This window comes from Pseudomonas sp. I2 (genome assembly GCF_040984075.1).
GTDB lineage: Bacteria > Pseudomonadota > Gammaproteobacteria > Pseudomonadales > Pseudomonadaceae > Aquipseudomonas > Aquipseudomonas guariconensis_B.
On record NZ_JBCGFQ010000043.1, the window covers coordinates 14,060 to 38,588 of the forward strand.

The window sequence follows — 24,529 nt, forward strand, 5'->3', positions numbered from 1 at the left end:
CATGCTGAAAATCCTCGGCAAGGCCTCATCGATCAACGTGCGCAAGGTCCTGTGGACCTGCGACGAACTGGGCCTGCCCTACCAACGGGAGGACTGGGGCAGTGGCTTCCAGCCCACCGACGCCCCGCAGTTCCTGGCGCTCAACCCCAACGCCACGGTGCCGGTGATCGTCGATGGCGACTTCGTGCTGTGGGAGTCCAACAGCATCCTGCGCTACCTGGCCAACCAGCACGCTGGCGAACACCTCTACCCTGCCACGCCCCGTGCCCGCGCCAGCGTCGACCAGTGGCTGGACTGGCAGGCCACCGACCTCAACGACGCCTGGCGCTATGCCTTCATGGCCTTGGTACGCCAGTCCCCGGCCCATCGCGACCCGTCTCTGCTGGAAGCGTCGTGCGCGCAGTGGATGGCGAAGATGCAGTTGCTCGAGCGGCGCTTGCAGGACACCGCGGCCTATGTCGCCGGCGGCGACTTCAGCCTGGCCGACGTGGTGATCGGCCTGTCGCTGAACCGCTGGCGGCGCACCCCGCTGGCGCACCCGCCCCTGCCCGCGCTGGATGCCTACCACGCCCGCCTGTGCCAACGTGCAGGCTTTCTCCGGCACGGCGACAACGGCGTCGCCTGAGCCGTGCACGCAGGATTGTCCGACAAGATGTAGTGCGGAAAAATTTTCACTACAAAACGGTTGACGCCGTTCATCGCCCTTGGGCATGATGAAGCCGTCTCCCCGATCGGGAGCGGTGGCAAGGGTGTTCCAGACGGCCTGCGCGGTAACGCAGGCCGTCCGTGGAGAGGGAAACTGTCCAAAAGGCAGCGTGAGAAAGCCCCTGTTGCGATGCTGCTGTAGCAGCCTTGGTAGTGCGCTACACGTTGTGGCGCCGAGTGCGAAATCACTAACTGACGGGTAATGGGGGCTTTATGATGAACTTGAACAACAATCCCACGATCGACCAATTGGCCCAGCTGTTCGCCGCGCGCAAGGACAGCCTCGACGACCATCTGCTGTGGGTCAGCCAGACCGGCGAGGTACGCCTCGACCGCCTGCCGCCCAACACGGTCGAAGATGAATTCGAATCGCACATGCCCAGCATGCGCGCCCGCTTCAAGGTCTACCGCCGTGGCCAGGGCTACGTCGGCAAGAAGGCCGCCGCCGACACCGAGTTCGTCGGTCGCGTCCTGCAGACCCTGCAACAAGAATGGCCCGCCGCCCGTGAGCGGCAGGCAGTCAAGGTGATCGACCCACTGAACTGAGTCGTACCGCCATCTCTTGAGCCCGGCCCACAACGCCGGGCTTTTTCATGCCTGCTACAATGCCCGCCCCTGTTTCCCGGAGCCCCCGATGAACACTCCCGCCTACGGCACCGGCGATGCCTCCTACCAGGCCGCCGGTGGTATCGACGGCCTGCGCCGGCTGGTCGACGACTTCTATCGGCTGATGGATGAAAACCCCGAGGCTGCGAGCGTACGGCGTATGCACCCGGACGACCTGGCAAGCTCGCGGGACAAGCTGGCCTGCTTTCTCAGCGGCTGGCTCGGCGGGCCTCGCCTGTACAGCGAACGCTATGGCTCGATCGCCATCCCGTCGTTCCATGCCCAGTGGCCGATCGATCAGGCGCAGGCCGACATCTGGCTGACCTGCATGGCCCAGGCCATCGCCCTGCAACCTTGGCCTGCGGATTTCGCCGAGTATCTGTTGCGCCAGCTGCGGGTGCCGGCCCAGCGCATCGTCCAGGCCAGCCGCAACCGGCATCCTCAAGCCTGACGCCGCCGACGCTCCGGCAATGCCACGGCACCGATCGCCAGAGCCCGCGCCCGCTCCACGCCCCACACCAGCGCACGGGTCATGGTCTCGCCGGGGCGCGATGGGTAGTACTCCTCCACCAGGGCCTTGCCACCCCGGGCGTACAGGCCGAGGAACAGTTGCGTCGCCCCCAGCCGCGACAGCCGCACCTGTACATCGAGGGTGGTGCCGTCGCTCAATACCTCATCGTGGCAACGGCTATGCAGGTGGGCATCGGCCCACTCCCAATACGTCTCTTCCCTGACTCGCATGGCAACCATCCTCCCTTTCTGACAATGCCGCGCAAGAAAAGCACAGCCGTGGCCATCCGGCGAGGGCAACCCGCCGATGCCATGAGCAGGATCAAGGAATGCGAAAAAAACCCGCCGTCGGGCGGGGTAACCGTCGAGACTGCAGGTGGCCTCCCGATGGATCGGCAACGAACAACCCAGCGCCCCTGAACGGGGCGCTGGCGGGATTCACTTCTTCTGTGGCACCCGCGGCGTGAAGCGGCCTTTCTTGCTGCGCTGCAGATGTGCAGGCTGCAGTTGCTCCGATTCGTCCAGCGTCATGTTGGCAAAGCCCAGGCGAAACGCCGACTGGCCGCAGCGCACCTGGCTGTTGATGGGAAATGCATCGTTCATGTCTTCGAAAAAGGATTCGCTCATGCCCTGTCTCCCTCCAATGACGACCGCGCCGACAAGCAGCGTGCTTGTCTAGATAAACGACGGTCCGTTGAAGTGAGACTAGCCGGTCATTTGCGGACCGCCTGGGCAGCCCTCCCGTACCCGACCGGCGGCATCCCAAGCTCCAATGCCAGGACCGTGCCCGGCTCGCATAGGCGCCGCCTGCTTCTTCTTGCCGCTTGCAGCGTGTTTCAGTGCGCGCTGGCCGCCCGCAGGCGCTGGCCCAGACGCGGGCCGAAGACATTGATCAGCAGCCCCAACATCACCAACAACGCGCCCCAGCCTTGTACCGCAGTCAGGCGCTCGCCCAACAGCCAGGCCGAGGAACTCAGCCCGATCACCGGCACCAGCAGCGAGAATGGCGCCACCTTGCCCGCCGGATGGCGCGACAGCAACGTGCTCCACAGGCTGTAGCCGAGCATGGTAGCGACGAAGGCCAGGTAGGCCAGGGCCAGCACCGAACTCCAGCCGATATGGGCCAGCGCATGGCCGATGCGCTCAGGCCCTTCCAGCCACCAGGACAAGGCGAAAAATGGCAGCGGCGGAATCAACCCACCCCAGATCACCAGCGCCACCAGGTCCACCGAACCGAAACGGCGAGTGATGATGTTGCCCATGCCCCACATGGCACCGGCACAGAGGGTCAGCAACAGCGCCAGCAACGGCACGTGCCCACTGTCTTCGCTACCGATCAGAGCCAGCCCGCCAGCGGCCACCAGCAACCCCAGCAGGCTGGCCAGACGCAGGCGCTCGCCCAGAAACAGCGCGGCGAAACCGAGGGTGAAGAAGGCCTGGGATTGCAGCACCAGCGACGCCAGCCCCGGTGGCATGCCGCTGTACATGGCCTGGAAGAGGAACGCGAACTGGCCCAGGGAGATGGTCGCGCCATAGGCGCACAGCCAGCGCCAGGGCAGCTTCGGCCGCTTGACCAGAAGGATCGCCGGGAAGGCCACCAGGGCGAAGCGCAAGGCGCCGAGCAGCATGGGCGGCAGGCCATCGAGGCCGATCTTGATGACCACGAAGTTGACTCCCCATGCAATGATCACGACCAGGGCGATCAGCAAGTCCTTGAGCGGCATTGGCCTTTCCTTCTTCGGCGTTCTAGACATATTTCGTTACAGCATAAGGCTATTCCTTCCACGCGGACCAGCACAGTTGGGGGCCAGCCTTGCGCAACAGTCCCCTGTAAAGCCCTCTATCCACGGGGGCTCCGTTCGCACGGAATACCCCTGCCGGTAGTTGACCAATCTTGTATATACATGCTCATATAAGCCAAGGTCATCCACCCCGCGTCCTGACGATGGCCGTCGCCCCCACAACAACAACGAAGCGGAGCCACCCGATGTCCAGCAACCCCGTGATCGAACGGCGTTCGATCGACTACATCCCCGAAGCTGAACGCCATGGACGCGTCTACAGCCAGTTCACCCTGTGGCTGGGAGCCAACCTGCAGATCACCGCCATCGTCACCGGCGCCCTGGCCGTGGTGCTCGGCGGCGATGTGTTCTGGTCGTTGATCGGGCTGCTGCTCGGCCAACTGGTCGGCGGCACGGTGATGGCGCTGCACGCCGCCCAGGGGCCGCGCCTGGGCCTGCCGCAGATGATCTCCAGCCGGGTGCAGTTCGGCGTGTACGGCGCCGCCATCCCCATGGTCCTGGTGTGCCTGATGTACCTGGGCTTCACCGCCACCGGCACGGTGCTGTCCGGGCAGGCCATCGGCCAGTTGCTCGACGTCAGCGACAGCACCGGCATCCTGGTCTTCGCCGGGGTCATCGTACTGGCCACCCTGGCCGGCTACCGGGTGATCCACTGGATCGGCCGGCTGGCCAGCGTGCTGGGGATCATCGCCTTCGTCTACCTGTTCAGTCGTATCCTGATGCTGGCCGACATCGGCCAGTTGCTTGATAACCGCCACTTCAGCTGGGCGACCTTCCTGCTCGCGGTGTCGCTGGCCGCGTCCTGGCAGATCGCCTTCGGGCCCTACGTCGCCGACTATTCGCGCTACCTGCCCAGCGGCACTTCGCCGCTGAAGACCTTCCTCGCCGCCGGCCTCGGCTCGGTGATCGGCGCCCAGGCGTCGATGATCCTCGGGGTCTTCGCCGCCGCCATCGCCGGGGGCCAGTTCTCCGGGCGCGAAGTGGCCTACATCGTCGGCCTGGGTGGCGCTGGCACCACCGCGGCGCTGCTGTACTTCAGCATCGCCTTCGGCAAGGTGACCATCTCGACGCTGAACTCCTATGGCAGCTTCATGTGCATCGCCACCATCATCAGCGGTTTTCGCGGCCACCTGCAGATCAGCCGCCTCCAGCGCCTGCTCTTCGTCCTGGCCATCGTCGGCGCGGCGACCCTGGTGGCCCTGCTCGGGCAGCATTCGTTCCTCACGGCGTTCAAGTCGTTCATCCTGTTCCTGCTGACCTTCTTCGTGCCCTGGAGCGCGGTCAACCTGGTGGACTACTACTTCATCACCCGCGAGCGCTACGACATCCCCGCCCTGGCCGACCCCAATGGCCGCTACGGGCGCTGGAACTGGCCGGGCATCATCGTCTACACCGTTGGCGTGCTGGTGCAGATGCCGTTCATCGACACCAAGCTGTACACCGGCCCCATGGTCGCCCACCTAGGGGGTGTCGACGTGTCATGGCTGATCGGCCTGGTAGTGCCCAGCGTGCTGTACTACTGGGTGGCCCGGCGCCGGGCCGCCGAGGCGCCGGCGCAGCTCATCGTCCCCGACGCACGCTGATGCCTGTCCCTGCCATAGGCGCCCAAGCTCGTTGAAGGCTGCTGCTCGGCGGGCCGGTTGGTGATAACCAGCGCGGCCCGCCTGTATGATACGGTCCAGCCCAACCGAGACCTGACGATGGCCAAAGACAACGAAACCGAAGGCGGCGCACGCCGCCACAGCGGTCGCTACATCTACGAGGAACTGCGCAAGCAGATCCTCACCCTCAAGCTCAAGCCCGGCGTGCAATTGGACGAAGTGTCCCTGGCCGCCCAGTTCGGCCTGTCCCGCTCGCCGGTGCGCGATGCCCTGGCGCGGCTGATCACCGAGGGGCTGGTGACCATCCTGCCCAACCGCACCACCCTGGTGACGCCGTTCGAGATCGCGGAATTCCCCAACTACATCAGCGCCCTGGACCTGATCCAGCGCGCGGTCACCCGGCTGGCGGCGACCCAGCATCGCGACGAGGACCTGGCGCATATCCGCCAGGCCGATGCCGCCTACCTCGAGGCCGTGACCACAAGCGACTTCCAGGCCATGTCCGAGCTGAACAAGGCCTTCCACATGGCCGTCGCCCAGGCCGGGCGCAACCCCTACTTCATCACCTACTACGAGCGCCTGCTCGGCGAGGGCCAGCGGCTGTTGCACCTGCACTTCGACCATATCGTCAGCTCGGCCGGTACGCAGCAACTGGGGCGTGACCATGAAGACATGATCGAGGCCATCGCCGCCCGCGACGCCGACGCGGCGGAAAGGGCCGCGCATGAACACACGATGCTGTTCCAGCGGCGCTTTCTCGACTACATGCGGCAGAACCTGACGGCGCGCATGCCGGTGTCCTGAGCGATAGGCCGCAGGATCCTGGGGCCGCTACGCGCCCCCAAGGGCTCACCTAAGGCGCGGCGACCTGCGTCTCGCCTGTCGGTGGCGGCGCCAGTTGCAACGCCTCGTTGGTATAGGTCCACACCTGCTGGACCTTGTCCGGGTGATCGTTCAGGCGGATCCCGTAGGACGGGATGATCTGGTGCAGCTTTTCCTGCCAAGGGGCGGAGGCCATCTTGTCCTTGAACACCTTCTGCATCAGGTCGAGCATGATCGGCGGCGCGGTCGAGGCACCTGGCGAAGCGCCCAGCAGTCCGGCGATGCTGCCGTCCTTGGAGGCGACCACTTCGGTACCGAGCTTGAGTACCCCACCCAGCTCCTCGTCCTTCTTGATGATCTGCACCCGCTGGCCGGCCTGCCACAAGCGCCAGTCCTGCTGCTTCGCTTCGGGGAAGTAGGTGCGCAGCGCCTCGAAACGGTCGTCGTCCGACTGCAGGAGCTGGCCGATCAGGTACTGCACCAAGTCGAACTCACGTACGCCGACACGCACCATCGGCCAGGTGTTGTGCACCGACATGCTGGCGAACAGGTCGAGCAGCGAACCCTCCTTGAGGAAACGGGTGGAGAAGGTGGCGAACGGCCCGAACAGGATCATGCGCTTGCCATCGAGCACTCGGGTGTCCAGGTGCGGTACCGACATCGGTGGCGCACCCGTCGCCGCGATGCCATAGGCCTTGGCCATGTGCCGCTGGGCGATGGCCGGGTTGTCGGTCACCAGGAACGACCCACCCACCGGGAAGCCCGCGTAGTCCTTGGCCTCGTCGATGCCGGATTTCTGCAGCAACGGCAACGCGGCGCCTCCGGCGCCGATGAACAGGAACTTGGCATCGGTGGCGGCCTTGCTGCCGTCCTTGAGGTTCTTGTACTCGACGTGCCAGGAGCCATCGTCGTTGCGGGTGATGTCCTGGACCTCGGTCGACAGCTTCAGGTCGAAGTTCGGCTGGCCTTGCAGGTAGGACACGTACTGCCGGGTGATCTCGCCGAAGTTGACGTCGGTGCCGATGGGCGTCCAGGTGACAGCCAGCTTTTGGTTCGGATCACGCCCTTCCATCATCAACGGCACCCATTTGCGGATCTGCTCCGGGTCCTCGGAATACTGCATGGGCTTGAACAGCGGGCTGGCCTGCAGCGCCTCGTAGCGCTTCTTCAGGAAGCGGATGTTGTCGTCCCCCCAGACGAAGCTCATGTGCGGCGTGGTGTTGATGAACGAGCGCGGGTTCTTCAGCACCCCTTGCTTGACCTGCCAGGCAAGGAACTGCCGGGTAACCTGGAACGATTCGTTGATCTCGATGGCCTTGCTGATGTCGATCTTGCCGTCCTTCTCCGGCGTGTAGTTCAGCTCCGCCAGGGCGGAGTGGCCGGTCCCGGCGTTGTTCCAGCCGTTGGAGCTTTCCTCGGCCACCTTGTCCAAGCGTTCGACCATCTCCATGGACCAGCCCGGCTCCAGCTCGTTGAGCCAGATGGCCAGGGTCGAACTCATGATGCCGCCACCCACCAGCATGACGTCGACCTGCCGGGTCTCGGCCGCCTGGGCATTGAGCATCCCGCACGTCAGGCCCACCAGGACCCACCTCAACTTGATCATGTTTTCCTCCTGCAAGGCGCTGTGCCTCGATATGGTCTCCATGGCTCTTCCTGCCGGGTCTTGCCGACCAGCTCACGCGCCGCCCCCTGTGTCTGGCATCAGCCTCACAAGCGAAGTCAACCCACTAGATTGTTAGCGCATTTTTCTGAATGCCTCCACTCTGGCGCCAGGGGGGCATCGAGGCCGATGCCCCCCTGGCGCATACCTGCCCCCTCCCCGCGCCCCAGGCAAATGTGAAAATTTCATTGAATTTCTACCGCACCTGACTTTTTCGCCGCGACAAAACCTGACACACTTATTGCTAATAGTTCTCATAAATACCTTTATTAACAATAAGCGCCACCAGGAACCCTTCGCCATGTCGCGTCTCACCCCACGACCTTGCTTCACCCCCACCCGCAACCTGCTGGCCATGGCCATCTGCATGGCGACCCTCGCCCCTGCACTGGCCGACGAGCGCAGCGAGCCCCAGGACCAGGCCCCGCCAGTGACCCTGGAGCTGGGTGCCACCGAGATCAACTCCCAACAACTGGGCAGCATCACCGAGGGTTCGGGCTCCTACACCAGCGGCGCCATGTCCACCGCCACCAAGCTGCCGCTGAGCATGCGCGAGACCCCACAAGCGGTGACCGTGATCACCCGCCAGCGCATGGACGACCAGGCCATGACCAGCATCAACGACGTGGTCCAGGCCACGCCTGGGTTGTTCCTCGACTTCTCCAACGGCCCGGGCCGCCAGACGTACTCGGCCCGCGGCTTCGACATCGACAACCTCATGTATGACGGCATCCCGAGTGGCTACCAGGGTTGGATCGTCGGTGCCCAGCCGAACCTGGCGATGTTCGACCGGGTCGAGATCGTCCGTGGCGCCACCGGCCTGGTCACCGGTGCCGGCAACCCGTCGGCGGCGGTCAACCTGGTGCGCAAGCGCCCATTGGCCGAACAGAAGGTCACCCTGACCGGCGCAGCCGGCAGTTGGGACAACTACCGTGGCGAGATCGACGCCTCCAGCCCGCTCAACGACAGCGGCACCCTGCGTGGCCGGGTGGTGGCCTCGTACCAGGACGCCAACAGCTTCCGCGACGGGGTGGAGGAAGATCACGGCCTGTTCTACGCGATCACCGAGGCCGACCTGGGCGAGGACACCACCCTGACCCTCGGTTTCTCCCACCAGAAGGACAAGACCAATTTCTTCTGGGGCGCCATCCCCGTCGGCCTGGACGGGCATCACCTGGACCTGCCGCGCTCGTACAACCCAGGCACCGACTGGGAAAACAAGGACCAGGAGATCAACACGGTCTTCGCCGAAGTGCAGCAGCGCCTGGCCAACGACTGGAAGCTGCAGGTCAATGCCAACTACTCCGAGCAGGACGCCCTGTTCTCCGGCTCCTACCAGTCGCGCTGGCTCGGCCCACTGACCCGGACCGTCTACCAGGCCGGCCACCAGGAGAACCAGGCGGGCCTGGACGCCTTCGCCAGCGGCCCCTTCCAAGCGCTGGGCCGCACCCATGAACTGGTGGTGGGCGCCAGCAAGCGCATCTACGACATGACCACCCGCAACTACAGCCCTTATGACATGAACTGGCCGCTCAACGGCGCCAAGCCGAACTTCGTCCATACCGACAACCGCCGGGAAGTCACCAACCAGGAAGGCGTGTACCTGACCACCCGCCTGAGCCTGGCCGACCCGCTCAAGCTGATCCTCGGCGGGCGCCTGGACTGGTACGACTACGACGACCGCGAGAGCGACAACGACTACAAGGTCACCCGTAACGTCACCCGCTACGCCGGCCTGATCTACGACCTCGACGATCACCACTCGGTCTACGTGAGCTACAGCGACATCTTCACCCCGCAGAGCTCCAAGGGCATCTCCGGCAGCCCGGTCAAGCCGATCGAGGGCAAGAACTACGAGATCGGCATCAAGGGCGAGTACTTCGACGGTGCGCTGAACGCGAGCCTGGCCCTGTTCCGGGTCGACCAGGAAAACCGTGCCGTGCGGATCTTCGTACCCAACTGCCCGCAAGCGTCCTGCTACGAAGCCTCGGGCAAGGTGCGCAGCCAGGGTATCGACATGGAGCTGCAAGGTGCGCTCACCGAAAACTGGCAGGTCGGCGCCGGCTACACCTACGCCCGCGTCCACACCATCAAGGATGACGCCAACCCCCAGACCGAGAACCAGCGCTTCGACACCGACACCCCGGAACACCTGTTCAAGCTGTCGAGCACCTACCGCTTCCAAGGCCCGCTGGAGAAACTGCGCGTCGGTGGCAACGTCTACTGGCAGAGCCGCATGTACAACGACATCGCCCTGGGCGATGGCGGTAGCTACCGACTGGAGCAAGGCGGCTACGCCATCACCGACCTGATGGCCGGCTACCAGGTCAACCAGCACCTGGACCTGCAGCTCAACGCCAACAACATTTTCGACCGCAAGTACTACTCCTCCATCTCCAACTCCGTGGACTATGGCGGCGACACCTACGGCAACCCACGCAACCTGATGTTGACGGCCAAGTACAGTTTCTAAGGTCGCCCACGCTATGCGAGCGCGCGCAAGGACGCGCCCCTTCGTGGTGCTCGGGAAATTGGCGCTCCAAACGATTGCCATCTAGCCTGTAGCCCCATAAGCAGCACCTATAACGAGAACGTGCAGTACACACCGTGATTCGGCTGGCGGGTGGCGTTTGCAGGCGACTGGTTCGGCCAGCCCCGTGTACGCCCCTGGCTGACGCACATCCGTCGCTTTCGCACTCCAGGAGGAAGTGCTTGCATGGCCACGAATGTCCCAGCCAAAGATCAGTACCGCGCCCTTGTCCTGTCTACCCTGGCCTTCACCCTGTGCTTCGCCGTCTGGACGTTGTTTTCCATCCTGGGCCTGCAGATCAAGGATGAATTCACCCTCAGCGACACCCAGCTCGGCCTGCTGATGGCCACGCCGGTGCTGACCGGCTCGATCTCGCGGATCTTCCTCGGCCTGTGGACCGACCGCTACGGCGGCCGTTGGGTCTTCGGCCTGCTCATGCTCGCGTCGGCGCTGTGCGTCTACCTGCTGACCTTCGCCACCAGCTTCGCCTTGCTGTTGCTGGCGGCCCTGGGCGTGGGCCTGGCCGGCGGCGCCTTCATCGTCGGCACCGCCTACACCGCCACCTGGTTCGAACCCGAGCGCCAGGGCACCGCCTTGGGGATCTTCGGCGCTGGCAACGTCGGCGCCGGCCTGACCAACTTCGCCGCCCCCTTCCTGCTGCTGGCCCTGGGCTGGCGCGGGGCGGCGCTGGTGTACGCCAGCGTACTGGCGATCATGGGCGTGCTGTTCATCCTGCTGGCCAAGAGCGATCCGCAGAGCGCTTCGCGCCGGGCCCATCCGCTGCCCCTGGCCGAGCAACTGGCGCCGCTGGCCGAGCTGCGCGTCTGGCGTTTCTCGCTGTACTACTTCTTCGTCTTCGGGGCCTTCGTCGCCCTGGCCCTGTGGCTGCCGCACTACCTGATGGAGGTCTACGGCCTGAGCCTGGCCGCCGCCGGCATGGTCGCCGCGCTGTACACGGTGCCGGCCTCGCTGTTCCGCATCCTCGGCGGCTGGCTGTCGGACCGCCATGGCGCGCGCAAGGTCATGTACTGGACCCTGGGCATGTCGACGCTGTGCACCTTCCTGCTCAGCTACCCGCCGACGCGCTACAGCATCACCGGCGTGCAGGGCCAGATCGACTTCGCCATGCACCTGGGCCTGGCTGGTTTTGCCGTGATCATCATCGTGCTGGGCTTCTTCATGTCGCTGGGCAAGGCGGCGGTGTTCAAGCACATCCCCACCTACTACCCCGGGCACGTCGGCGTGGTCGGCGGCCTGGTGGGCATGATGGGCGGCCTGGGCGGTTTCCTGCTGCCATTGACCTTCGGCATGCTCAACGACGTGATCGGCATCTGGCAGAGCTGCTTCATGCTGCTGTTCGTGATCGCCGCTGCCGCACTGGCCTGGATGCACTACGCGATCCGCATGGCCGAACGGGTGGAATGGGCCGAACGCAGCGAAAGCCGCGACCTGCCGGAGCTGTCCACGCCCAGCGGCTTCGTGCTGCGCGAATGGCACCCGGAGGACCCGACCTTCTGGGCCGATACCGGTAAACGCATCGCCACGCGCAACCTGTGGATCTCCATCCCCAACCTGCTGCTGGGCTTCGCCATCTGGATGGTCTGGTCGGTGGTGGTGGCCAAGCTGCCGCTGGCCGGCTTCGACTACAGCGCCAACCAGCTGTTCTGGCTCGCCGCCCTGCCCGGCTTGTCCGGCGCCACCCTGCGCATCTTCTACAGCTTCATGGTGCCGATTTTCGGCGGGCGACGCTGGACGGCGCTGTCCACCGCCTCGCTGCTGCTGCCAGCACTGTGGATCGGCTTCGCGGTACAGAACCCGCAGACACCCTACCTGGTGATGCTCATCCTGGCCTTGCTGTGTGGCCTGGGCGGTGGCAACTTTTCCTCGAGCATGGCCAACATCTCGTTCTTCTTCCCCCGCCAGGCCAAGGGTGGTGCCATGGGCCTGAACGCAGGGCTGGGCAACCTGGGCGTGAGCGTCATGCAGTTCCTGGTGCCGCTGGCGATCACCGCCGCGGTGTTCGGCAGCCTGGGCGGCGAGCCGCAGGTCACTGCGCAAGGCACGCCCTTGTGGTTGCAGAACGCCGGCTTCATCTGGGTGCCGTTCATCATCGCCGCGGCCCTGGCCGCCTGGTTCGGCATGAACGACATCGCCAGCGCCAAGTCGTCGTTCAGGGACCAGATGGCGATCTTCAAGCGCAAGCACACCTGGCTGATGAGCGTGCTCTACACCGGCACCTTCGGCAGCTTCATCGGCTTCTCGGCCGGCTTCCCGCTGCTGGCCGGGCACCTGTTCCCGGCGGTGGACGTGCTCAAGTTCGCCTTTCTAGGCCCGCTGATCGGCGCCCTGTCACGCGCCTTCTCCGGCGGGCTGGCCGACCGCTTCGGCGGCGCGCGCATCAGCCTGTGGGTCTACGTGGCGATGGCCGCGTGCGTGGCCGGCGTGCTGTTCTTCATCGCCGGCAAGGACCAGCCGGGAGCCTTCTGGGGCTTTCTGGCGATGTTCCTGCTGCTGTTCTTCTTCTCTGGCGTGGGCAATGCCAGCACCACGCAGATGATCCCGGCGATCTTCCGCATCCAGACGCCCCGCCTGTTCCCCGACCTGCCCACCGCCGAGCAGGCCCTGCTCGGCGAGAAGGAGTCCGCCGCCGCGGTGGGCTTCATCTCGGCGGTGGCGGCCTACGGCGGTTTCTTCATTCCCAAGTCGTTCGGCAGCTCGTTCGACCTCAGTGGCGGGCCGGAATGGGCGCTCTACGGTTTCATCCTGTTCTACCTGCTGTGCATCGTCCTGACCTGGTTCTACTACACCCGTCGCAACGCCGAGGTTCGCTGCTAGCCGATCCCATCGCCAAGGAGGAAGACCATGAGTTTCTTCATCGACCGCCTGCGCTACCTGGTCAAGCGGCCGCCGCAGTTCGCCGCAGGCCACGGCGAGACCCGCGACGAGAGCCGCGCCTGGGAGGACGGCTATCGCCAGCGCTGGCAGTTCGACAAGATCGCCCGCTCCACCCACGGGGTGAACTGCACCGGCTCCTGCAGCTGGAAGGTGTACGTGAAGAACGGCCTGGTCACCTGGGAGACCCAGCAGACCGACTATCCGCGCACCCGCCCGGACCTGCCCAACCACGAACCCCGCGGCTGCCCGCGCGGCGCCAGCTATTCCTGGTACCTGTACAGCGCCAACCGGCTCAAGTACCCCATGGTGCGCAAGGCGCTGATCCAGCTCTGGCGCGAAGCGCTGGCCGCCCAGCCCGACCCGGTGCTGGCCTGGGCCAGCATCGTCGAAGACCCCGACAAGGCCCGGCGCTACAAGTCGATCCGTGGCCGTGGCGGCTTCGTGCGCAGCGACTGGGACGAGCTGCAGACGCTGATCGCCGCCGCCAACGTCCATACCGTCAAGCGATACGGCCCCGACCGGGTCGCCGGCTTCTCGCCGATCCCGGCCATGTCGATGGTCAGCTATGCCGCCGGCACCCGCTACCTGTCGCTGATCGGCGGGGTGTGCCTGTCGTTCTACGACTGGTACTGCGACCTGCCACCGGCCTCGCCGCAGGTGTGGGGCGAGCAGACCGACGTGCCGGAGTCGGCCGACTGGTACAACGCCGGCTACCTCATCGCCTGGGGCTCCAACGTCCCGCAGACCCGCACCCCCGACGCGCACTTCTTCACCGAGGTGCGCTACAAGGGCACCAAGACCGTGGCCATCACCCCCGACTACGCCGAGATCGCCAAGCTCTGCGACGAGTGGATGAGCGCCAAGCAAGGCACCGATGCCGCCCTGGCGATCGCCATGGGCCATGTGATCTTCAAGGAATTCCACCTGGAGAAACCCAGTGCCTATTTCACCGACTACATCCGCCGCTACACCGACATGCCGATCCTGGTCGAACTGGAGCCGCGCGAGGACGGCAGCCTGGTGCCGGGCAAACAACTGCGCGCCAGCGACTTCGCCGGCAACCTGGAACAGGCCAACAACCCCGAGTGGAAGACCCTGGCCTGGGACGAGGCCCATGAGCGCCTGGTGGTGCCGCGCGGCTCCATCGGTTTTCGCTGGGGCGAGAGCGGGCGCTGGAACCTGGAGACGGTCGAGGCCCAAGGCAGCGAGGTGAAGCTGTGCCTGTCGCTGCTCGGCCGCCACGACGAGGTGGCGCGGGTGGCCTTCCCCTACTTCGGCGGTATCGAGCGCCAGCACTTCGCCCATGTCCCGCTGCGCGAGGTGATCCACCACCATGTGCCGGCCAAGCGCCTGCGCCTGGCCGATGGCCGCGAGGTACTGGCCGTCACGGTGTTCGACCTGAGCGCCGCCAACTACGGCATCGACCGCGGCCTGGTCGCCACGGTCGGCGGCAGCGGCGAGGACGACGGCGCCACCGCGTACGACCAGCTCAAGCCCTATACCCCGGCCTGGCAGGAAGCGATCACCGGCGTGCCGGCGGCGCAGATGATCCGCATCGCACGCGAGTTCGCCGAAAACGCCGACAAGACCCATGGCCGCTCGATGATCATCGTCGGTGCCGGGATGAACCACTGGTACCACATGGACATGAACTACCGTGGGCTGATCAACATGCTCATCCTCTGCGGTTGCGTGGGCAAGAGCGGCGGCGGTTGGTCGCACTACGTCGGCCAGGAGAAGCTGCGCCCGCAGACCGGCTGGACACCGCTGGCCTTCGCCCTGGACTGGCACCGTCCGCCTCGGCACATGAACAGCACCTCGTTCTTCTACAACCACTCCAGCCAGTGGCGCTATGAAAAGCTGCAGGTCAGCGAGCTGCTTTCACCCCTGGCCCGCCCGCAGGACTTCAGCGGCAGCCTGGTGGACTTCAACGTGCGCGCCGAGCGCATGGGCTGGCTGCCTTCGGCGCCGCAACTGGCGACCAACCCGCTGCGCCTGGCCGCCGCGGCGAAGGCCAACGGGCAGAGCACGGTCGACTACACCGTCGCCCAGCTCAAGAGCGGCCAGCTGCGCTTTGCCAGCGAAGACCCGGACAACCCGCAGAACCACCCGCGCAACCTGTTCGTCTGGCGCTCCAACCTGCTCGGCTCCTCGGGCAAGGGCCACGAGTACATGCTCAAGTACCTGCTCGGTACCCGCAACGGCGTGCTCGGCAAGGACCTGGGCGAGGCCGGCGGGCAGAAGCCCGAAGAGGTGCTGTGGAGCGACACCCCCATCGAGGGCAAGCTCGACCTGGTGGTGACCCTGGACTTTCGCATGTCCACCACCTGCCTGTACTCGGATGTGGTGCTGCCCACCGCCACCTGGTACGAAAAGGACGACCTCAACACCTCCGACATGCACCCGTTCATCCACCCGCTCACCGCCGCCACCGACCCTGCCTGGGAAGCGCGCAGCGACTGGCAGATCTACGACGGCATCGCCCAGGCCTTCGCCCGCGTGTGCGTCGGCCACCTGGGCGAGGAGACCGACCTGGTCACCCTGCCCCTGCAGCACGACAGCCCCGGCGAGCTGGCCCAGCCCGAGGTGCGCGACTGGAAGAAAGGCGAATGCGAGCCGATCCCCGGCAAGACCATGCCATCGCTGATCGAGGTCCACCGTAACTACCCCGAGACCTATGAGCGCTTCAGCTCGATCGGCCCGCTGCTGGACGACATCGGCAACGGCGGCAAGGGCATCGCCTGGCAGACGCGCGAGGAAGTCGAGCTGCTCGGCCAGCTCAACTACCGCAAGCAGACCGGCGCCGCGGCCGGCCGGCCCTGCCTGGCCTCGGCGCTGGACGCCGCCGAGATGATCCTCACCCTGGCGCCGGAGACCAACGGCCAGGTGGCGGTCAAGGCCTGGGAAGCGCTGTCGAAGGTCACCGGTCGCGACCACAGCCACCTGGCCAGGCGCAAGGAGGAAGAGAAGATCCGCTTCCGCGACCTGGTGGCGCAACCGCGCAAGATCATCTCCAGCCCCACCTGGTCGGGCCTGGAGGACGAACACGTGAGCTACAACGCCTGCTACACCAACGTCCACGAACTGATCCCCTGGCGCACCCTCACCGGCCGCCAGCAGTTCTACCAGGATCACCCGTGGATGCGCGCCTTCGGCGAGAGCCTGATGGTCTATCGCCCACCGATCGACACCAAGGCCGCCGCCAGCGTGGCCGCGCCGCGCAGCAACGGCAACCCGGAAATCGCCCTGAACTGGCTCACCCCGCACCAGAAGTGGGGCATCCACTCCACCTACAGCGACAACCTGTTGATGCAGACCCTGTCCCGGGGCGGGCCGATCGTCTGGATCAGCGAGGATGACGCGCGCGCCATCGGCGTCGCCGACAACGACTGGATCGAGCTGTACAACGCCAACGGCGCCATCGCCGCCCGTGCCGTGGTCAGCCAGCGGGTACGCCCGGGCATGGCGATGATGTACCACGCCCAGGAACGCATCCTCAACATGCCCGGCTCCGAACTCACCGGCACCCGCGGCGGCATCCACAACTCGGTGACCCGGGTATGCCCCAAGCCGACCCACATGATCGGTGGCTACGCCCAGCTGTCCTACGGTTTCAACTACTACGGCACGGTGGGTTCGAACCGCGACGAGTTCGTCATCGCCCGCAAGATGCGCAACATCGACTGGCTCGACGACGAAGGCAACGACTACCAGCAGGAGGCCGTGAAATGAAGATCCGTTCCCAGGTCGGCATGGTCCTGAACCTCGACAAGTGCATCGGTTGCCACACCTGCTCGGTGACCTGCAAGAACGTCTGGACCAGCCGCGAAGGCATCGAGTACGCCTGGTACAACAACGTCGAGACCAAGCCCGGCATCGGCTACCCCAAGGAGTGGGAGAACCAGAAGAAGTGGAACGGCGGCTGGGTGCGCAACGCCGACGGCTCGATCAACCCACGCATCGGCGGCAAGTGGCGGGTGCTGGCGAACATCTTCGCCAACCCCGACCTGCCGGAGATCGACGACTACTACGAGCCGTTCACCTTCGACTACCAGCACCTGCACAGCGCCAAGGAGGGCGATCACCAACCCACCGCGCGGCCGCGCTCGCTGATTTCCGGCCAGCGCATGAAGAAGATCGAATGGGGCCCGAACTGGGAGGAACTGCTGGGCAGCGAGTTCGCCAAGCGGCGCAAGGACGTGAACTTCGACCAGGTCCAGGCCGACATCTACGGCCAGTTCGAAAACACCTTCATGATGTACCTGCCGCGCCTGTGCGAGCACTGCCTGAACCCAGCCTGCGTGGCCGCCTGCCCCAGCGGGGCGATCTACAAGCGCGAGGAGGACGGCATCGTCCTGATCGACCAGGACAAGTGCCGTGGCTGGCGCATGTGCGTCAGCGGCTGTCCGTACAAGAAGATCTACTACAACTGGAAGAGCGGCAAGTCCGAGAAGTGCATCTTCTGCTACCCACGCATCGAGACCGGCCAGCCCACCGTCTGCTCCGAGACCTGCGTGGGGCGCATCCGCTACCTTGGGGTATTGCTGTACGACGCCGACCGCATCGAGGAAGTGGCCGCCTCGCCCGATGACCGCGACCTGTACCATCGCCAGTGCGAGATCTTCCTCGACCCGCACGACCCCGAGGTGATCGCCCAGGCACGTCGCGACGGCGTGCCCGACAGCGTGATCGCCGCAGCCCAGGCCTCGCCGGTGTACAAGCTGGCCATCGACTGGCGCCTGGCCCTGCCGCTGCACCCGGAATACCGCACCCTGCCGATGGTCTGGTACGTGCCGCCGCTGTCGCCGATCCAGTCCGCCGCCGAGGCCGGCCATGTGGCATTCGACGGCATCCTGCCGAAGATCGAGTCGCTGCGTATTCCCGTGCGCTACCTGGCCAACATGCTCACCGCCGGCGAGGAAGCGCCGGTGGTGCTGGCGCTCAAGCGGCTGATGGCCATGCGCGTGTACATGCGCGCCCGGCATGTGGACGGCCGCGACGACGATGCCGTGCTCGCCGAAGTCGGCCTGACCCAGGCCCAGTGCGAGGACATGTACCGCTACCTGGCGATCGCCAACTACGAGGACCGCTTCGTCATCCCCACCGGCCACCGCGAACAGATCCCCGACGTGTTCGCCGAACGCAGCGGTTGCGGCTTCTCCTTCGGCGACGGCTGCAACGGTGGGCGCAACGAGGTGAGCCTGTTCGGCGGGCGCAAGCAGACCACCACGCTGGTCAAGCCGGTGCAGACGTTCGACCCGGTGGAGGACAGCCGCCATGGGTGACTATCACGCCAGCCAGGCGCCACAGGTGGGCCTGCTCAGCCTGCGCGTGCTGGCACGGCTGCTCGACTACCCCAGCCGCGAACTGCAGGCCGCCAGTGCCGAGGCGATCGCCATCCTCGATGCCGAGCAGCGCCTGCCCGCACCGCTGCGCGCCCAGCTGGCGCAGTGGTGCCAGGCACTGGCCCAGGGCGACTTGCTGGACCTGGAGGAAGCCTACGTCGAGCTGTTCGACCGTGGTCGCGCCACCTCGCTGCTGCTGTTCGAGCACGTGCACGGCGAGTCCCGCGATCGAGGCCAGGCCATGGTCGACCTGCTGGCCGAGTACGAGGCCGCAGGGTTCGCCCTCGACGCCCGGGAGCTGCCAGACCACCTGCCGTTGTTCCTCGAGTACCTCTCCACCCGGCCCCACGACGAAATCGGCCAGTGGCTGGGCGAGATCCAACCGATCCTCGCCATGCTCGGCGCACGCCTGGAAGAGCGCGGCAGCCGCTACGCCCTGGTGCCTCGCGCCCTGCTCGCGTTGATCGGCGCCAGCGACAGCATCGATGCCCAACGCCCGGCTGCCAGCGTCGAGCCACCGGACAACACGCCCCAGGCGCTGGACGCGGTGTGGGAAGAAGAAGCGGTGCGCTTCGAGGCTCAGTCCGACCAGGACTGCAGCCTGCAGTCCGCCACAGGCCGGCGCCTGGCCGAGCGCAAGCACGAGGCGATCCCCCAGGTCATCCAGGTCATGCCGTCCGCCGCTGCGGACCGGCGCTGAAAAGGAGGTGCATCATGCATGAGGGCTACCTGCTCCACCTGATCTACGGCTTCTACCCCTACCTGGCCGGCACCGTGTTCTTGCTCGGCAGTCTGCTGCGCTACGACCATGGCCAGTACACGTGGAAGACCGGCTCCAGCCAGATGCTTTCGAGCAAGCACATGCGCCTGGCCAGCAACCTGTTCCACATCGGCATCCTGGCGATCTTCTTCGGCCACCTGGTCGGCCTGCTGACGCCGCACTGGGTCTACGCGCCCTTCCTCTCCGCTGGGCACAAGCAACTGATGGCCATCGTCTTCGGCGGCATCGCCGGGGTGCTGTGCGTCATCGGCGGCGCCATGCTGCTCTGGCGTCGGTTGTTCAACCCGCGGGTACGCGCCACCTCCAGCCTGATGGACAACCTGATCATCGCCCTGCTCCTGCTGCAGGCGATCCTGGGCCTGGTGACCATCGTCTTCTCCCTGCACCACCTGGATGGCGGCATGATGGTGGCGTTGGCCAACTGGGCCCAGGCGATCGTCTTCCTGCGCGGCGACGCGGCAAGCTTCCTGGTCGGCACGCCGCTGATCTTCAAGCTGCACATCTTCCTCGGCCTGACCATCATCCTGCTATTCCCCTTCACCCGCCTGGTGCACGTGTGGAGCATTCCGCTGGGCTATTTCGGGCGCAGCTACCAGATCGTCCGCCGACGCGGCTGAGGAGCAACAAGCATGGAGATGATCGCCGTCGAGAACCTGCCGGACAACCCGACGCCGGTGATCCGGGTGGGCGACACACGGCTCAGCGAGGCCGATATCGCCCGGGAAACCCCCTTCCACCCCGCGCCATCGCTGGCCGAGGCGCAGCGCTGCGCGGCACGGGCGCTGGTGGTGCGCGAGCTGCTGGCCCAGCGCGCGGCCATGCTTGGCCTGGCGCCGGGCGACGAGGCCGTGGCCAGCTTGCTGGAGCGTGAGCTGCAGGTGCCGCAGGCCGACGAGGACGCTTGCCGGCGCTACTTCGACAGCCACCGCGAGCGCTTCTGCGCACCGGCGCGGCTGCGGGTGCGGCACATCCTGTTGCCCGCGGCGCCGGAGGATGCACGGGCGCGCGATGGGCAGTACCGGCTCGCCGAACGGGTGCTGGGGGAGCTGGTGCAACATCCCGAGCGCTTCACGGAACTGGCGCTGCGGCATTCCGCCTGCCCGTCCAGGGACCAGGGTGGCGAGCTTGGCTGGCTGACCGCCGGGCAGACCGTCGCCGAGCTGGACCAGGCGCTGCTGCGCCTGCCGCCGGGCCTGCACGACCGGCCGCTGGCCTCGCGCTATGGCTGGCACCTGGTGTGCATCGACGAGCGTGTCGAGCGCCGCCCCCTGCCCTATGCCCAGGTCGCCGAGCGGGTGCGCCACAGCCTGCGCGAAGCGTCCACCCGGCATGCCCTGCGCCAGTACCTCCTGGCACTGGAGAGTGAGTTCGGGGTCGAGGGGTTCAGCCTGGAGGAGGACGGTGGGTAGCTGTCCATTCGGCCCCAGGATTACCAGGCAGCGCTTATCGACCGGCCAGCCGCCGTCTCAGCGCTCGGCCCCATGCTGGATGACGATCGAATCGGTCCCCAGGCGCCCCATGACATCGGCCTTGCGGGCCTCGGCCTCGGCCTTGGTGGGGAACGGCCCCATCAGCACCACCGGCTTGCCGTCGCGGTACTCCACCGAGGACGGGATCCCCTTCTCGATCAGGCGCGCCGTCATGTCGCTCAGGGCCCCCATGTTCGGGCCCTGGATCACTTCCACATCCCAGCCTTGGGGCGCCGGCTGGTCGGCCAGGGCATCGGCGCGACGCTGCAGGTCGGCGCCACCGCAGATTTCACGGATGCGCAGGTTGTTGCCGGTTTCATCGACGAGCACCTCGTACTGGCCATCGTGCTTGATCGCCACGTAGCTGCGGTACGGCTCGTACTGGCCGGCATCGTCCTTGCCACGGACCTGGCCGCAGATGGAGCCCTGGGTGTCGATCCGCACGTTGGCGAACTTGGCCGTCTTGGGGTTGTGCAGGTGTTCGGCCACCTGCTTGTGCACGCCCTCGACCTCGTTCTCACAGCCGGCCAGGGCCAGCACTGCCATTACCACTGCCAGTTTGCGCACGCGTCTACCTCCTGATTCGAAGGGGCGGATTCTAGCATGATGCAAGCAGCAGATCGCTGGGACGTAGCCACCCGCCAGCGTTGCCGGGATCAGATCTCACAGCGAACCTCCCGCGAAGGCGGGTGGCCGAAGAAGGCGCTGTAGCATCGGCTGAAATGGCTGCTCGACACGAAACCGCAAGCGAGCGCGACATCCACCACCGACAGGCCGGAGTTCTGCAGCAGGCGACGGGCCTCGGCCGGTACCGGCCCGGGGCGCGCGCAGGCAGCCACATTCGCTACACCGCGTCTACTTGCAGCTTGAAGCTTGCTGCTCGCCGCTGAAAAAAACCGCCCCCTAGTCCCGCAGAAAGCGCTCCTCGAACGGATAGTGGGTCAACAGCTCATACCCGTTCTCCGTCACCAGCAGCTGGTTCTCCAGTTTGATCCCGTCACGCCCCCCGACCTCCCCCACATAGGCCTCCACGCAAAGCGCCATGCCAGCCTGCAGCTCGCCTTCATAGCCATGGGACTGCAAATCCTCCGGGTAGCGGATGCTGGGGTATTCGTCGCACAGCCCCACCCCGTGGAACATCACGCCGTAGCGCTGGGCGCGGCAGCTCTCGGGCAGGCGGTGGCCCTTGGCGGTCAGCTCGGTGAAGCGCACACCGGGCCTGACCAGCTCGATGTTGGTAGTGATGTGCTCATGGGCAATGCGGTACAGGCGCTTCTGCTCCGCGGTCGGCTCCCCGCCACCACAGATCCAGCTGCGCGACATGTCCACGCAGAAGCCGTAGACCCCGATCAAGTCGGTGTCGAACGACAACAGGTCGCCATCGCTCAAGACCCTCGGGCCGGACTCCTGGTACCACGGGTTGGTGCGAGGACCGGAACTGAGGATGCGCGTCTCGATCCACTCGCCGCCACGGCGGATGTTGCCAGCGTGCAGTACCGCCCAGACGTCGTTCTCGGTCATTCCGGCACGCATGGCCTGGTGCATCTCGGCCACCGCCGCTTCGCAGGAGGCGACGGCGCAGCGCATGGCGAGGATCTCGTCCGGCCCCTTGACCATGCGGGCGAACTCGGTCACCTCCTGGCCGTTGTGCACCTCCACGCCCAGGGCATCGAGGGCGCGCAACCCGGCCACCTCGATGCGGTCGACCGCCAGGCGGCGGTTGTTGCCTGCATGGGTGCGTAACAGCTCATCCACCTGCGCGCAGAAATGGCGCGCATGCTCGTCGGTACGGTCACCCGACTCGAAGTAGAAGAACGACGCCCCGCTACGCAGCTCGCTGATCAGCGGCAAGTGCGCAGACAGGTGGTCGCAACCGTGAAAGTCCCACAGCACCACATGGCCACTGGCGGCGACGAAACAGGCACGAGCCGGGTTGTGGGTGGTCCACAGCTGCATGTTGGTGGTGTCGGTGGCGTAGCGGATGTTCAGCGGGTCGAACAGCAAGATACCGCCCAGGTCACGGGCTACCAGCTGTTCGCAGATGCGCCGCAAGCGGTACTCGCGCATGCTCGGCAGGTGCGGCGCCTGCAGCCCGAGGCGCTGCCACTCGGCAAAGGCCAGGGGCGTCGGGCCGATCTCGACGCGGTCGTTGTCGTCGACCGAGCCGTCTGCCTTGAGCGCAGCGGCGCGTTGCCGGGAGGGGTCGATACGTCGGGCATGGCTGGGGATCGAGAATGGCGATGTCATCACGGTGCTCCTGTGTTGTTGTTCTTGAATACCGATCGCGGCAGAGGGCCGGTGAAGGCCCCTGCCCCACCGGCCACCCCGCCCAAATGCCTCTTGCGTGACTCAGGCGATCCGCGCCGAGGCCTCGCCCAGACGGCGGATCATCAGCTCGCAATACCAGTCGACGAACTGGCACACGCCATTTTCCACCAGGCCCGAATACGGCCCTGGCGCGTAGGCCGGCGAGGTCACGCCGACCTGGGTGCCCTCCACCAGGCGGCGGTCCTGGTCGTTGGTCGCCATCCACACCTTGGTCAGGCGCTCGAGGTCGTAGTCCACGCCTTCCTGGGCATCCTTGGGAACCAGCCACTTGGTGGTCACCACGGTCTCCCCCGGCCCCATCGGCAGCACACGGAAACTCAAGGCGTGGTCGCCAAGGAAGTGGTTCCAGGTCGAGGGGTAGTTGAAATAGAGCAAGGCACCGATATTGCCCACGCCGCTGCGGTCCAGGCGACGGGACACCGCTGGCTTGCCGTCCATGGTGTAGCTGCTGGCGCCATTGTTGAGTGGGATGCGGGTCATGCGGTACTGGCCGCCTGGGTCCATGACCAGCCGGCTGGCCAGGCCACCGGCCTCGCAGGTGTTCCAGTGGGTGGCCAGCTCCGGGTCTTCCTCGCCGCCGATCCCCTGCACCGAGACGTTCTCGACGAAGGAGTTGAGCAGCTCCGGGTGCGTGCCGTCGCAGTGGTAGCACTCGCGGTTGTTCTCGAAGACCAGCTTCCAGTTGCCCTGCTCGACCAGGTTGGACTCGAAGGCGACCTTGCAGTCTTCCAGGTAATGGGGGCCGATGAACGGCGAGACCGCGCTGCGGAACTTCTCGAAGTCCGGCGCCACCTTGGCCACGCAAACGTAGATGTAGCTGTGGACCACCTCGCAGTGGGCGGGCAGCAGGCCGTGGTCGGCGGTATTGAAGTCCGGGCCCATGTTACCGGCGAACAGCAAGCGACCATCCAGTTCGAAGGTCCACTTGTGATAAGGGCAGACCAGCTTGGCCACCTTGCCCTTGGCCTCGGTGCAGACCTTGGAGCCGCGATGACGGCAGGCATTGTGGAAGGCACGGACCTGGCCATCGCCACCGCGCACCACGGCTACCGGATAGTCGCCAATCTGCAACGTTATATATTGGCCGGGCTTTTCGATCTCGAACGTATGCCCGGCGAAAATCCATTCACGGTGCCAGATCTGTTCGAGGTCCTGGCGATAGACTTCCGGGTCCCTGTACGCGATACCCGGCAGCCCATGCTGCGGCTTGCGTTGTTTTATCAGGTCCAATACATCGGTACTTTTGTACATTATTATGGATGCTCCCAAGTAAGTGCAGGGGCCCGCGGCATGCCGTATGCGTCAGGGCTCATCAGCCCGATACAACCTGTACGATTAAGGCTTCAATGTTTCAATCGACTCGGATAGCCTGCCGATTGAAATAATCGAGCAGTCATCGCTGCTGCTTGACAAACAGTCTAGGGCGAGGCTCTCAGTCTCAAGAATCGACTTTTTATACGGTCTATTGATTA

General features: G+C 65.7%; 19 protein-coding genes and 1 pseudogene. 12 read left to right on the forward strand and 8 right to left on the reverse strand.

Features of this window, described 5'->3' with window-relative positions:
- Window position 1: 1 nt before the first annotated feature.
- The 3 genes from WCE05_RS19970 (at window position 2) to WCE05_RS19980 (ending at window position 1,762) form a co-directional block, all read left to right on the forward strand.
- Window positions 2-625, forward strand: a complete 624-nt coding sequence (locus WCE05_RS19970) for a glutathione S-transferase family protein (protein ID WP_368816430.1) — start codon at window positions 2-4, stop codon at window positions 623-625.
- Window positions 626-918: 293 nt separating this feature from the next.
- A complete protein-coding gene (locus WCE05_RS19975) occupies window positions 919-1,251 on the forward strand; it encodes a hypothetical protein (protein WP_225790039.1) in 333 nt (110 codons plus the stop codon).
- Window positions 1,252-1,339: 88 nt separating this feature from the next.
- A complete protein-coding gene (locus WCE05_RS19980) occupies window positions 1,340-1,762 on the forward strand; it encodes a group II truncated hemoglobin (protein ID WP_368816431.1) in 423 nt (140 codons plus the stop codon).
- Here WCE05_RS19980 and WCE05_RS19985 read toward each other — a convergent pair.
- The 3 genes from WCE05_RS19985 to WCE05_RS19995 all read right to left on the reverse strand — a co-directional run bounded on the left by WCE05_RS19985 (window position 1,753) and on the right by WCE05_RS19995 (window position 3,545).
- Window positions 1,753-2,052, reverse strand: a complete 300-nt coding sequence (locus WCE05_RS19985) for a hypothetical protein (RefSeq protein WP_225790037.1) — start codon at window positions 2,050-2,052, stop codon at window positions 1,753-1,755. The genes WCE05_RS19980 and WCE05_RS19985 overlap by 10 nt on opposite strands.
- A gap of 207 nt (window positions 2,053-2,259) precedes the next feature.
- Window positions 2,260-2,448, reverse strand: a complete 189-nt coding sequence (locus WCE05_RS19990; protein ID WP_225790036.1) for a hypothetical protein — start codon at window positions 2,446-2,448, stop codon at window positions 2,260-2,262.
- Between the two features lie 209 nt (window positions 2,449-2,657).
- Complete coding sequence (locus tag WCE05_RS19995) at window positions 2,658-3,545, reverse strand: EamA family transporter (RefSeq protein WP_225790035.1); 888 nt, start codon at window positions 3,543-3,545, stop codon at window positions 2,658-2,660.
- A gap of 263 nt (window positions 3,546-3,808) precedes the next feature.
- Here WCE05_RS19995 and WCE05_RS20000 point away from each other — a divergent pair, with 263 nt between their 5' ends.
- Both WCE05_RS20000 and WCE05_RS20005 read left to right on the forward strand, forming a co-directional pair.
- Complete coding sequence (locus WCE05_RS20000; protein ID WP_225790034.1) at window positions 3,809-5,206, forward strand: cytosine permease; 1,398 nt, start codon at window positions 3,809-3,811, stop codon at window positions 5,204-5,206.
- Window positions 5,207-5,323: 117 nt separating this feature from the next.
- Window positions 5,324-6,028 (forward strand): GntR family transcriptional regulator, encoded by a 705-nt coding sequence (locus WCE05_RS20005; RefSeq protein WP_368816432.1) that lies wholly within the window; start codon window positions 5,324-5,326, stop codon window positions 6,026-6,028.
- Window positions 6,029-6,077: 49 nt separating this feature from the next.
- Here WCE05_RS20005 and mqo read toward each other — a convergent pair whose 3' ends face one another.
- The gene (gene mqo / locus WCE05_RS20010) at window positions 6,078-7,652 is read right to left on the reverse strand and encodes a malate dehydrogenase (quinone) (RefSeq protein WP_253167982.1); all 1,575 of its coding nucleotides are present in this window, start codon (window positions 7,650-7,652) and stop codon (window positions 6,078-6,080) included.
- A gap of 358 nt (window positions 7,653-8,010) precedes the next feature.
- On the opposite strand from mqo, the gene WCE05_RS20015 reads away from it, so the two are divergent.
- From WCE05_RS20015 to WCE05_RS20045, 7 genes are all read left to right on the forward strand, one after another.
- Entirely contained in the window at window positions 8,011-10,182 is a 2,172-nt protein-coding gene (locus WCE05_RS20015; protein WP_368816433.1) for a TonB-dependent siderophore receptor, read from the forward strand.
- A 243-nt stretch (window positions 10,183-10,425) separates the two neighbouring features.
- A complete protein-coding gene (locus WCE05_RS20020; protein ID WP_225790794.1) occupies window positions 10,426-13,074 on the forward strand; it encodes an MFS transporter in 2,649 nt (882 codons plus the stop codon).
- A gap of 27 nt (window positions 13,075-13,101) precedes the next feature.
- Window positions 13,102-16,866: a nitrate reductase subunit alpha gene (locus WCE05_RS20025; RefSeq protein ID WP_368816434.1), complete on the forward strand. Its 3,765-nt coding sequence runs from the start codon at window positions 13,102-13,104 to the stop codon at window positions 16,864-16,866.
- A complete protein-coding gene (gene narH, locus WCE05_RS20030) occupies window positions 16,863-18,419 on the forward strand; it encodes a nitrate reductase subunit beta (RefSeq protein ID WP_253080050.1) in 1,557 nt (518 codons plus the stop codon). The genes WCE05_RS20025 and narH overlap by 4 nt, the downstream gene beginning before the upstream one ends.
- Window positions 18,412-19,179: a nitrate reductase molybdenum cofactor assembly chaperone gene (gene narJ / locus WCE05_RS20035; protein WP_225790791.1), complete on the forward strand. Its 768-nt coding sequence runs from the start codon at window positions 18,412-18,414 to the stop codon at window positions 19,177-19,179. The genes narH and narJ overlap by 8 nt, the downstream gene beginning before the upstream one ends.
- A gap of 14 nt (window positions 19,180-19,193) precedes the next feature.
- On the forward strand, window positions 19,194-19,877 hold the full coding sequence (narI, locus tag WCE05_RS20040; RefSeq protein WP_368816435.1) for a respiratory nitrate reductase subunit gamma: 684 nt from the start codon (window positions 19,194-19,196) through the stop codon (window positions 19,875-19,877).
- A gap of 12 nt (window positions 19,878-19,889) precedes the next feature.
- Window positions 19,890-20,669, forward strand: a complete 780-nt coding sequence (locus WCE05_RS20045; RefSeq protein ID WP_368816436.1) for a peptidylprolyl isomerase — start codon at window positions 19,890-19,892, stop codon at window positions 20,667-20,669.
- Between the two features lie 57 nt (window positions 20,670-20,726).
- Here WCE05_RS20045 and WCE05_RS20050 read toward each other — a convergent pair whose 3' ends face one another.
- The 4 genes and pseudogenes from WCE05_RS20050 to WCE05_RS20065 form a co-directional block, all read right to left on the reverse strand.
- Window positions 20,727-21,296, reverse strand: a complete 570-nt coding sequence (locus WCE05_RS20050) for an SPOR domain-containing protein (protein ID WP_225790788.1) — start codon at window positions 21,294-21,296, stop codon at window positions 20,727-20,729.
- A gap of 89 nt (window positions 21,297-21,385) precedes the next feature.
- Window positions 21,386-21,532: pseudogene (locus tag WCE05_RS20055) on the reverse strand (helix-turn-helix domain-containing protein); the annotation flags it as partial.
- 100 nt (window positions 21,533-21,632) lie between these two features.
- A complete protein-coding gene (gene dddP, locus WCE05_RS20060; RefSeq protein WP_225790787.1) occupies window positions 21,633-22,976 on the reverse strand; it encodes a dimethylsulfonioproprionate lyase DddP in 1,344 nt (447 codons plus the stop codon).
- A 102-nt stretch (window positions 22,977-23,078) separates the two neighbouring features.
- Window positions 23,079-24,308, reverse strand: coding sequence for an aromatic ring-hydroxylating dioxygenase subunit alpha (locus tag WCE05_RS20065; RefSeq protein ID WP_225790786.1), 1,230 nt, complete (start codon window positions 24,306-24,308; stop codon window positions 23,079-23,081).
- Window positions 24,309-24,529 lie beyond the last annotated feature (221 nt).